General features: G+C 63.0%; 12 protein-coding genes. 6 read left to right on the top strand and 6 right to left on the bottom strand.

Annotation, left to right across the window (positions count from 1 at the left end):
• Window positions 1-737: TRAP transporter large permease subunit (locus ABYB95_RS10935; RefSeq protein WP_372658542.1), on the top strand; the 737-nt coding region annotated here is incomplete at its 5' end.
• 24 nt (window positions 738-761) lie between these two features.
• Window positions 762-1,211 carry a dUTP diphosphatase gene (gene dut / locus ABYB95_RS10930; RefSeq protein WP_372658541.1) on the top strand — a complete coding sequence of 150 codons (450 nt, stop codon included), beginning with the start codon at window positions 762-764 and terminating at the stop codon, window positions 1,209-1,211.
• Window positions 1,212-1,298: 87 nt separating this feature from the next.
• On the opposite strand, the gene ABYB95_RS10925 is transcribed toward dut, so the two are convergent.
• Window positions 1,299-1,844, bottom strand: a complete 546-nt coding sequence (locus tag ABYB95_RS10925; RefSeq protein WP_372658540.1) for a peptidylprolyl isomerase — start codon at window positions 1,842-1,844, stop codon at window positions 1,299-1,301.
• A gap of 92 nt (window positions 1,845-1,936) precedes the next feature.
• Between ABYB95_RS10925 and ABYB95_RS10920 the strand changes: the two genes are divergently transcribed.
• The 3 genes from ABYB95_RS10920 to ABYB95_RS10910 all read left to right on the top strand — a co-directional run bounded on the left by ABYB95_RS10920 (window position 1,937) and on the right by ABYB95_RS10910 (window position 4,123).
• Complete coding sequence (locus tag ABYB95_RS10920) at window positions 1,937-3,034, top strand: JmjC domain-containing protein (protein WP_372658543.1); 1,098 nt, start codon at window positions 1,937-1,939, stop codon at window positions 3,032-3,034.
• Between the two features lie 27 nt (window positions 3,035-3,061).
• On the top strand, window positions 3,062-3,568 hold the full coding sequence (locus ABYB95_RS10915) for a hypothetical protein (RefSeq protein WP_372658539.1): 507 nt from the start codon (window positions 3,062-3,064) through the stop codon (window positions 3,566-3,568).
• Between the two features lie 135 nt (window positions 3,569-3,703).
• Complete coding sequence (locus tag ABYB95_RS10910; RefSeq protein ID WP_372658538.1) at window positions 3,704-4,123, top strand: hypothetical protein; 420 nt, start codon at window positions 3,704-3,706, stop codon at window positions 4,121-4,123.
• A 107-nt stretch (window positions 4,124-4,230) separates the two neighbouring features.
• Here ABYB95_RS10910 and bamC read toward each other — a convergent pair whose 3' ends face one another.
• The 5 genes from bamC to ABYB95_RS10885 all read right to left on the bottom strand — a co-directional run bounded on the left by bamC (window position 4,231) and on the right by ABYB95_RS10885 (window position 8,343).
• A complete protein-coding gene (gene bamC / locus ABYB95_RS10905) occupies window positions 4,231-5,367 on the bottom strand; it encodes an outer membrane protein assembly factor BamC (RefSeq protein WP_372658537.1) in 1,137 nt (378 codons plus the stop codon).
• Window positions 5,368-5,426: 59 nt separating this feature from the next.
• Window positions 5,427-6,326, bottom strand: a complete 900-nt coding sequence (dapA, locus tag ABYB95_RS10900) for a 4-hydroxy-tetrahydrodipicolinate synthase (protein ID WP_372658536.1) — start codon at window positions 6,324-6,326, stop codon at window positions 5,427-5,429.
• A gap of 79 nt (window positions 6,327-6,405) precedes the next feature.
• Window positions 6,406-6,960 (bottom strand): class I SAM-dependent methyltransferase, encoded by a 555-nt coding sequence (locus ABYB95_RS10895; protein WP_372658535.1) that lies wholly within the window; start codon window positions 6,958-6,960, stop codon window positions 6,406-6,408.
• Window positions 6,960-7,091 (bottom strand): hypothetical protein, encoded by a 132-nt coding sequence (locus ABYB95_RS10890; RefSeq protein ID WP_372658534.1) that lies wholly within the window; start codon window positions 7,089-7,091, stop codon window positions 6,960-6,962. Before ABYB95_RS10890 ends, ABYB95_RS10895 begins: the two co-directional genes overlap by 1 nt.
• A 7-nt stretch (window positions 7,092-7,098) precedes the next feature.
• Window positions 7,099-8,343 carry an MFS transporter gene (locus ABYB95_RS10885; RefSeq protein ID WP_372658533.1) on the bottom strand — a complete coding sequence of 415 codons (1,245 nt, stop codon included), beginning with the start codon at window positions 8,341-8,343 and terminating at the stop codon, window positions 7,099-7,101.
• 122 nt (window positions 8,344-8,465) lie between these two features.
• Here ABYB95_RS10885 and ABYB95_RS10880 point away from each other — a divergent pair.
• The coding region (locus ABYB95_RS10880) for an ATP-binding protein (protein WP_372658532.1) at window positions 8,466-9,709 on the top strand (1,244 nt) is incomplete at its 3' end.

Genomic DNA, 9,709 nt, shown 5'->3' with positions numbered 1-9,709 from the left:
CGTTTAACCTGCTCAAGCAGGCCCTGGAGAACACGACCAAACTGGCCATCTTCGTGATGTTCATCCTGATCGGGTCCACCGTTTTCAGCTTCACCTTCAACGCCGCCGATGGCCATATCTGGGTAGAACACCTGTTCAGCAAGCTGCCCGGCGGACAGCTCGGTTTCTTGTTGGTGGTGAACCTGCTGGTGTTCATCCTGGGCATGTTCATCGATTTCTTTGAAATCGCTTTCATCGTCATACCCTTGCTCGCCCCGGTGGCTGACAAGCTCGGCATCGATCTGATCTGGTTCGGCATCATTTTGGCCATGAACCTCCAGACTTCGTTTCTGACACCACCGTTTGGTTTCGCCTTGTTCTACCTGCGCAGCGTGGCCGCGCGCAACGATTACGACGACGAGGTCACAGGCAAGCGCATTCCAGCGGTGACCACGGTACAGATCTATAAAGGCTCCATCGCTTTCATCGTGTTGCAGATCATCATGGTCGCCGTGATCGTGTTCGACCCGACCATCGTGACGGGCAATTTGGTGAAGAAGCCCGTCATGGATGAGCAGGCGTTGGAGAATTTGTTCGACAACATGCCGGGCCAGGAATACAAAGCGCCCAAGGCCGGATCATTTGGCTTCCCAGAACCCCCCGCACCGACCGAGGATGTGTCTGCTACACCGGATACCGAGGCAGAAATCGACCCCGCCAAGGCCATGGAAGAAGCCATGAAAAAGGCCGCCGAATGAGCTTCGTTACAAGGAAAGTATCTGATGCAGATTGACGTGAAAGTGCTGGATCCACGCATGGTGGACCAGCTTCCCGCTTACGCCACACCGGGCAGCGCCGGCCTGGACTTGCGGGCCTGTCTGGACGCTCCCCTGACGCTGGCACCGAATGCCTGGCAGTTGGTGCCAACCGGCCTGGCGATCCATCTGGCCGACCCAGGGTACGCCGCTGTGATCCTGCCGCGCTCGGGGCTGGGACACAAACACGGCATCGTGCTGGGCAACTTGGTGGGCCTGATCGACAGCGATTACCAGGGGCAGCTGATGGTCAGCGCCTGGAACCGCAGCGGCGTGGCCTTCACCATAGAACCCATGGAGCGCATCGCCCAGATGGTCGTGGTGCCGGTGGTGCAGGCCCGGTTTCGGGTGGTCGGTGAGTTTGCCGATACCAGTGAACGCGGAGCAGCGGGATACGGATCCACGGGCAGGGGCTGAGGCTTCGCGCGCGTTGACTTCGCCAAAAGAAAAGCGCCCTTGGGCGCTTTTCTGCTTTGGGCCTTCTGCCTTCCGGGAAAACGGCCCTCAATGCAAGGTCGGCGGTGGGCTGGCATCGGGCTCGGATGCGGGATCCACCGCGCCCACCTGCATGCGGAAAAACCCGGTGCCCATGGTGCCGCTCCCTACCTCGTGGGCCTCGGCTTCTCTCACCGTGTGCACCTTGAGCTGGATGCGCAAAGCCATGCCCGCCAGCGGATGGTTGCCATCGAGCACCACGTGGTCGGGGTAAATATCGCTCACGAAGAACAGGCGGTCCTTGGGCGCATTCGGGCTGCAGCCTTCAGGCAGGCCTTCAAACCCCATGCCTTCGTCCAGTTGATCCGGAAACAGCGCGCGTGGCTCCAGAAACAGCAAGCGGTCGTCGTAGTCGCCAAACGCGTCGATCGGCTCCAGGTGCAGTTCCAGCTGGTCGCCGGGCTCATGGCCCTGCAAGGCCTCTTCGATCTTGGCCAGCAAATCGCTGCCCCCCAGCAGGAACTCGATCGGCTCGTCGAGCACGTCCAGTTCCTCGCCCAACGTGTCTTTCAACGTCCAGGACAGGCCCACGACGCATTGTTCGGTGATTTTCATCCGACAATTGTCCCATGTTCAAAGACGAATTTCACCCCGCCCCCCATCGCCCCGATATTCGGATATCACCGTTGCCGGACCAAGCCCAGGCCATGCTCGGTGGCTTGACCGCAGCGCAGTTCATGCGCCGCCACTGGCAGAAAAAGCCGTTGCTGATCCGACAAGCCTTTGCCGATTTCGTACCGCTGATGTCGCGCAAGGCCTTGTTCGACATGGCGGCAGACCCTGCGGTGGAGTCTCGCCTGATCGTGCAACAGCCCGAAGGCTGGCGTCTGCGTCAGGGGCCTTTGCCACGCTCGGCTTTGCCGCCTCTGAAACAACCAGGCTGGACCATGCTCGTGCAAGGGGTGGACCTGCATCTGGATGCGGCGCACCGTTTGCTGCAGCGCTTCCGGTTTGTGCCCGACGCGCGGCTGGACGATCTCATGATCTCGTGGGCCAGCGAGGGCGGTGGCGTTGGGCCCCACTACGATAGTTACGATGTGTTTTTGCTGCAGGCCACGGGGCAACGGCGCTGGCGCATCGGGCGGCAGAAAGACCTGGCGCTGCAAGAGGGCGTGCCCTTGAAAATTCTGAGCCAGTTCGAGCCCGAGGAAGAACATGTACTCAACCCCGGTGACATGCTGTATCTGCCACCCCGATGGGCCCACGACGGTGTGGCCGTGGGTGGCGACTGCAGCACCTACTCGGTGGGGTTCAGGGCGCCGCAGCGTGGCGGCCTGGCGGGTGAGCTGCTGTTGCGCATGGCCGACGAGCACGAAGACAGCAGCCTGTACCGCGATCCCGAGCAAACCGCCACGGCAACGCCCGCCGCCATGCCGCCGGCCCTGGAGGCGTTCGCGTCGGACGCCTTGCACCGCTTGTTGGCCGAGCGGCAGTCGTTGGCCTGTGCCTTGGGCGAGGTCATGACCGAACCCAAGCCGCGTGTCTGGTTCGACGAGCCAAGCGACGAATGGGCTCCGCGAGGCTTGCGGCTGGACCGCCGCACCCGCATGATGTACGACAAGCAGCACGTGTTCATCAATGGTGAGAGCTTTCGTGCCGCGGGCGCTGACGCCCGCTTGATGCGGACCTTGGCCGATCAGCGCTGGCTGGAAGGCCGGCGCGTTCAGGCCGCCAGCGCGTCGGCGCAAACCCTGTTGCAAGACTGGTTCGAGGCCGGCTGGCTGCTGCTGGAGCCAGCGGCCTGACAGGCCAGTCTTTCCGGAGCGACGTCCATGACCCCAATCCCTGACGCAGCAACGCCATTGCCCACGGGCCGGCTGGAAGGCCGGGTGGCCTTCGCCGATGCGGTGCGTCTTGCGCTGCACCACGCCGCCTTGTCGGGCTGGTCTCAAATCCTGTTCAGCGATCCCGACTTCGCCGATTGGCCGTTGGGCGAAAGCGCCGTGGTGGATGCCTTGCAGGCTTGGGCGGGGCGGGGGCGCCGGTTGCGCTTGCTGGCACGCGACTTTTCTGTGTTGCGGCTGCAGCAGCCTCGTTTTGTGCGCTGGCGGGTGAATTGGGGGCATGTGATCGAAGCCCACGGGTTGGCCAGCGCGTCCGACGGTGAAGTGCCCAGCGCCATCTGGACACCCGACTGGTCCCTGGAGCGCCTGGATCTGGTGCGGTGCACCGCCGTGGCCACTCGCCAGCCCGACCGCCATCTGGCCTTGAAGGAGCGCCTCGAACAGGTATGGGCCAAGGGGCGCCCCGCGTTCGCGGCGACCACGCTGGGCCTGTGAAGTTCCGCTGAATTTTGCTTTTTTACAACACAACGCTGTGTGTAAAAGAAAAACTTGATGAGGGTAAATACGGTTGATTTTTCAGGCGTATGATTCGCATCCAGTCACTTAGATGCCGGGCAAAAATCGGTTTCTTTGACTGGGTCAACCAAGCTCGGATCGTGGATTCGGGTTTTTTTTTGGTTGGTTCATATTCTTTGCACAAACTTCATCCTGGGAATCAATGTCATGAAAAAAACCATTTTGCTCGCCAGCCTGCTCGCCGCCATCGCTTTGTCTGCTTGCGGCAAGAAGGAAGAAGCACCGATGGAAGCACCGGCACCAGCTGCCGCGCCTGCTGAACCCGCCGCTGCTCCTGCCGCCGACGCTGCTCCTGCTGCTGCCGATGCTGCTCCTGCCACGACCGACGCCGCCGCTACGCCGACCATGGCTGGCGCCATGGACTCGGCCAAAGACGCGGCCAAAGAAGGCACCGCTGCCGCTATGGACGCAGCCAAAGAAGCTGCTGACAAAGCCGCTGAAGCTGCCAAAGCCGCTGTGAAGCCTGCACAGTAATCGACTCGGGCCTCTTCCGGGGCCCCTGTTTACTGGGTACGAAAAAAGCCGCCCTTGGGCGGCTTTTTTCATGGGCGGGCTTTTCGAGCGCCGCCCTGGATCCGGTGTTATTTCAGATCGTCGGCCAGCAGTTGCACGATGCGCTTGGCATTGGCAGAACCATCCGCTTGCCCTTGGGCGTTGAGCACCGATACCGTGGACTGGGTGGCGTTGCTGCGCACAGCCACCTGATAGCGCTCGGGTTTGGCCTCGGCCGCTGAGCCTCCGAAGAGTTTTCCAAAAAAGCCGGGCTTTTGCGCATTGGTCAGGGTTTCGACATAGCGCACGAAATACACGCCTTTGCTGCGGTCGCGGTCTTCGACCGTGAAGCCGGAGCGGTCCAGCGAAAGCCCGACACGGCGCCAGGCGCGGTCAAAGCCGTCGTCGATCTGAACCACCGGGATGTTGTCTACCAAGGTGACGCGGGCCGTGGTCTGGGTCGGCGCTGTTGCCACCACCGCGCTTGCCTGCGCTTCGCTCACACCCAGCTTGATCATGAGGCGGCGCAGGAATTCGGTCTCCAGCTCCACGTCGGCCGGTCTGGGTTGCCACACCGTCTGTTTGTCTACCTGCTCGTTGGTGTACACCTCGATCATGCCGCGGTGGCTGACGTAAATTTCGGTGCCACCGCCTGGCGTGCGCTCCAGCCGGGTGCGGAACTTGTCGCGTTCGCCGGTGGAGTACAGGCTGTCGAACACCTTGCCCAGCGCGGAACGGATGATGTCTTGCGGCAGTTTGGCCCGGTTCTCGGCCCAGTCGGTTTCCATGATGCCCAGGTTTTCGGCATCCAGCTCCAGCAGAAAACCGTTTTCTTGCCAGAAATCGCGCACAGGCGACCAGAGCTTGTCGGCAGGGCGGTCGACCACCAGCCAGCGCTGGTTACCCGAACGCTCGATGCGCACGTCGCCCACTTGAACGGGCGCGGTACCGGCACCGGCCTGGGCGGGTTGGGCCGTCTGGTAGCCGCTGGCGGTGACCACGCTGCCGGGCACCACGAAACGGGTGTCGCGGTTCAGCTGGGTGAGGTCGGGCGGTACGTCGAGCGTGCTGCCGCGCTGGGCGCTTTTGTAATCGATCTTGTCGGATTGCAGGCCGGAGCAACCGGACACCACCAGCGCCGCCAGGGCCACAGCACTCAGACGCAGCAGCGTGGCGCTGGAGGCGGCGGGAAACAACACAGTCTTTTTCTGGACGCAAATGGACATGAAGGGACTCGAATAAGGGTGTGAAGGTGACGTGAGCAAAGCCGGCCTGGGGCGGCTGCTCAATGGAGCAGGCCGCTTTCCTGGAGCGCACCCTCGACCACGGGCACGAAGCTGCGCGACATGGGCGTCATGGGCAGGCGCATGGTTTCGCCGCACAAACCCAGGCGGGCCATGGCCCACTTGAGTGGTATCGGGTTGGCTTCCACGAACAGGTTCTTGTGCACCGGCAGCAGCCGCAGCTGGATGTCCATGGCGCGCCGCGCATCACCAGCCATCGCCGCCACGCACAACTCGTGCATCAGTCGCGGGGCGATGTTGGCGGTGACACTGACGTTGCCGTGTCCACCGCAGAGCATCAGCGCCACGGCGGTGGGATCGTCACCGGAATAAATGGCAAAGCCTTCGGGCGCTTCGCGGATCAGCCACTGCGCGCGTTCGATGTTGCCGCTGGCTTCTTTGATGCCGACGATGCCGGGAATCTGGGCCAGGCGCAGGGTCGTTTCCACCGACATGTCGGCCACGCTGCGGCCCGGTACGTTGTAGAGAATGGTCGGCAAATCGCCCACCGCTTCGGCGATGGCCTTGAAGTGCTGGTACTGGCCCTCTTGGGTGGGTTTGTTGTAGTAGGGCACGACCTGGAGCTGGCTATCGGCCCCCACCTTCTGGGCAAACTGCGCCAGCTCGATGGCTTCGGCGGTGGAGTTGGCGCCGCAGCCGGCCATGATGGGCACGCGTTTGTCGCCGTGCGTGCGCGCTTGCTCCACGGCCACGCGGATGATCTCGCAGTGTTCTTCGACTGTCACCGTGGGCGATTCGCCGGTGGTGCCCACCACGCCGATGCAATCGGTGCCTTCGGTGGTGTGCCAGTCGATGAGTTTGCGCAGGGTGGGGTAGTCCACGCTGCCGTCATCGAACATGGGCGTGACCAGGGCCACGGTGCTGCCAGTAAGGGTTTTCATAAGCTAGAGGCTCGAAAGGGGGGGTGCTGAGCCACTGCCCGCAGAGAATAGGCAGCGGTGGACCGCACGATCCCGCATTCTACCCAGTGGCGTCCAGCGGATAGCGCGGGGCAAGTGCGGCCTGGGCCTTGCTTTCGCGTATCGCCACCACGCGCTGCAGGTAGCGCTCGGGCATATCGGCAAAGCCGTCCTCAAAGGCGACGATCCGAAGGCCTGCACAGACTTGCAGCAGTTCGCCGGCTTGCAGCAGAAAGTCGGGCCGCGAAGGTTTGCCCACGCTTGCGTTGCCCACGGCAAAGGTTTCGTAGATCAGCACGCCGCCGGGCGCCACGCTGTCGACCACGGTGGCGAGCAAGGGCCGCCACAGGTAGTTGGTGACCACCACCAGGTCAAAGCGCTCTTGCGCCAATGGCCAGGGCCCGGACTCGATGTCGGCCAGCAGCGCACGGCCCAGCGCAGAGACCGCCGCAATGGCTTCGGGGGACCGGTCCACGCCGGTGACGCTACAACCGCGATCGGCAAACCAGCGCAGGTGGCGGCCATGGCCACAGGCCACGTCCAGCACCGTGGCACCGGGCTTCACCAGATGGGACCAACGCTGCACCCAGGCAGATGGCGCTTCACGGCCATGCATCAGAAACAGCTCCAGAGCTGATCGGCCAAGCTGACCAGAAAGTCGGGTTGGTTGTACAAGGCCAGCGTGCCCAGCAAGGCCAGTGCGACCCCTAGCCAGATCAGTGTTGTTTGCAGCGGCGGCGCTCTCATGGCGACATCATGCCCCAACGCCGACCCGTTGGGGCCCGCGCAAGATCGGGGTTTCGCGCACCGGCAGGTTGATGAGCGCGGCGAACACACCCAGCGCAATGGCGATGTACCAGACGATGTCGTAGCTGCCGGTCTGGTCGTAGAGCACACCGCCCAGCCACACACCCATGAAGCTGCCGATCTGGTGGCTGAAGAAAACAAAGCCACCCAGCATGGACATGTGGGCGACACCAAAAATCTGCGCCACCATCGCGTTGGTGGGCGGCACGGTAGAGAGCCACAGCAAACCCATCACCGCTGAGAACACGTACACGCTGGTGGGGGTGAGCGGCGCCATCAGGAACACGGAAATCACGACCGCGCGCGTCAGGTAGATGAAAGCGAGGATGTGGCGCTTGGCCAGGCGCTGGCCCAGCGCGCCCGCGGCGTAGGTGCCGACCACGTTGAACAGGCCGATCAAGGCCAGTGCGTAGCTCGCCACCTGGGGTTGCAGACCGTGGTCTTTCAGGTAGCTGGGCATGTGCACCCCGATGAACACCACCTGGAAGCCGCAAACAAAGTAGCCCGCCATCAGCAGTTGAAAACTGCGGTAGCGCAGCGCTTCCCGCAGCGCTTGCACAATCGACTGCTCACGCACCGGCGCGGCGCCGCCGGCGAAACCTGGCTCGCGCATGCCGCGCGCCATGGGCGCGATCAACAACACGGCCACGGCCAGTGCCAGCAAGGCTTCCTGCCAACCGAAGCCACGGATCAGCCAACCCTCCACCGGCACCATCAGGAACTGGCCAAAGGAGCCCGCCGCCGCAGCCACGCCCATGGCCCAGGAACGTTTTTCGGCCGGTATCTGGCGCCCGATCACACCGTAGACCACGGCGTAGGTCGTACCGGCCTGTGCCGCTCCGATCAGCACCCCGGCGGTGAGCGCAAACATGAGGGAGGTGGACGACAAGGCCATGCCCACCAGCCCCAACGCGTACAGCACCGCGCCGCCCACGATGACCCGGAAAGCGCCAAAGCGGTCGGCGGCCATGCCGGCGAAGATGCCAAAAACGCCCCAGGAGAGGTTCTGGATCGCCAGGGCGAAGGAAAAGGTTTCGCGCGACCAGCCCTGGGCCTGGGTGATGGGCTGCAACCACAGGCCAAAACCATGGCGTATGCCCATGGACAGGGTGACGATGAAGGCGCCACAGACCAGGACCTGTGCGGCAGACAGACGGGGTGCTTGTGTCGAGGGGAGAGTGGATGCGGGCATCGCCAGAATGTAGCGACTTTGCTTTGGGCTTACAGGGCATGGGCCTTCGCCCGGGCTGCTGGAATCCGTGGGGCTGTTGATGTATACAGTGAATTCCCGCTTTGACCACTACAATCTGCCGCATGAGTGAGAAACCTACCGCCAAAAAAACCACGGGTGCGAGCGACGCCTATTCCGAAGCGTCGATCCGCATCCTCAAGGGCTTGGAGCCGGTCAAACAGCGACCGGGCATGTACACCCGCACCGACAATCCGCTGCACATCATCCAGGAGGTGCTGGACAACGCTGCCGACGAAGCCTTGGCCGGATTCGGCAAAAAAATCAAGGTCACGCTGCACGACGATGGCTCGGTGAGCGTGGAAGACGATGGGCGGGGCATTCCGTTTGGCTTGCACCCGGAAGAAAACGCCCCGGTGGTGGAACTGGTGTTCACACGCTTGCACGCGGGCGGCAAGTTCGACAAGGGCAAGGGCGGTGCCTACAGCTTCTCGGGCGGCCTGCACGGTGTCGGTGTGTCCGTCACCAATGCCTTGTCGACGCGACTGGAGGTGACCAGTTTCCGCGAAGGCCAGGTGGCGTATCTGGTGTTTTCGGCGGGCGATGTGATCGAGCCATTGGTGACCAAGCCCAAAGGCGACGGCGATCGCAAGCAGGGCACAACCGTTCGCGCCTGGCCCGACGCCAAGTATTTCGAATCCGCCGCCTTGCCCATGGGCGATCTCACCCACTTGTTGCGCAGCAAGGCGGTGCTGATGCCGGGCGTGACGGTGACCCTGGTGAACGAAAAAGCCAAGGACATCCAGACCTGGGCCTACAAAGGCGGTCTGCGCGACTACCTGCAGCAGACCCTGAACGGCGATCCTGTGATCCCGCTGTTCGAAGGCGAAGGCTTTGCCGATGCCAACAGCGACAGCTTTGCCGAGGGCGAGGGCGCGGCCTGGTGCGTGGCGTTCACCGAAGACGGCCAGGCGGTGCGCGAAAGCTATGTGAACCTGATCCCCACCAGCGCTGGCGGCACACACGAGAGCGGTTTGCGGGATGGTCTTTTTCAGGCCGTCAAGAGCTTCATCGAATTGCACGCCTTGCTGCCCAAGGGGGTGAAGCTGCTGCCCGAAGACGTGTTCGCCCGCGCCAACTATGTGTTGAGCGCCAAGGTGCTGGATCCGCAGTTCCAGGGCCAGATCAAGGAGCGCCTGAATTCGCGCGATGCCGTGCGCCTGGTCTCCAGCTTCGTGCGCCCCGCGCTGGAGCTCTGGCTGAACCAGCACGTGGACTACGGCAAGAAGCTGGCCGAACTCGCCATCAAGGCCGCGCAATCGCGCCAGAAGGCCGGTCAGAAGGTGGAAAAGCGCAAAGGCTCGGGCGT

This window comes from Hydrogenophaga sp., from assembly GCF_041633695.1.
GTDB lineage: Bacteria > Pseudomonadota > Gammaproteobacteria > Burkholderiales > Burkholderiaceae_C > Hydrogenophaga.
This window is presented reverse-complemented; position numbering and strand designations above follow the sequence as displayed.

Excerpts from the sequence above, each read along its gene's own strand:
- ABYB95_RS10925 (WP_372658540.1), bottom strand. The coding sequence starts at position 1,844 with ATGAAAATCACCGAACAATGCGTCGTGGGCCTGTCCTGGACGTTGAAA.
- dut (WP_372658541.1), top strand. The coding sequence starts at position 762 with ATGCAGATTGACGTGAAAGTGCTGGATCCACGCATGGTGGACCAGCTT.
- dapA (WP_372658536.1), bottom strand. The coding sequence starts at position 6,326 with ATGAAAACCCTTACTGGCAGCACCGTGGCCCTGGTCACGCCCATGTTC.
- ABYB95_RS10920 (WP_372658543.1), top strand. The coding sequence starts at position 1,937 with ATGCTCGGTGGCTTGACCGCAGCGCAGTTCATGCGCCGCCACTGGCAG.
- ABYB95_RS10890 (WP_372658534.1), bottom strand. The coding sequence starts at position 7,091 with ATGAGAGCGCCGCCGCTGCAAACAACACTGATCTGGCTAGGGGTCGCA.
- bamC (WP_372658537.1), bottom strand. The coding sequence starts at position 5,367 with ATGTCCATTTGCGTCCAGAAAAAGACTGTGTTGTTTCCCGCCGCCTCC.
- ABYB95_RS10885 (WP_372658533.1), bottom strand. The coding sequence starts at position 8,343 with ATGCCCGCATCCACTCTCCCCTCGACACAAGCACCCCGTCTGTCTGCC.
- ABYB95_RS10895 (WP_372658535.1), bottom strand. The coding sequence starts at position 6,960 with ATGCATGGCCGTGAAGCGCCATCTGCCTGGGTGCAGCGTTGGTCCCAT.
- ABYB95_RS10915 (WP_372658539.1), top strand. The coding sequence starts at position 3,062 with ATGACCCCAATCCCTGACGCAGCAACGCCATTGCCCACGGGCCGGCTG.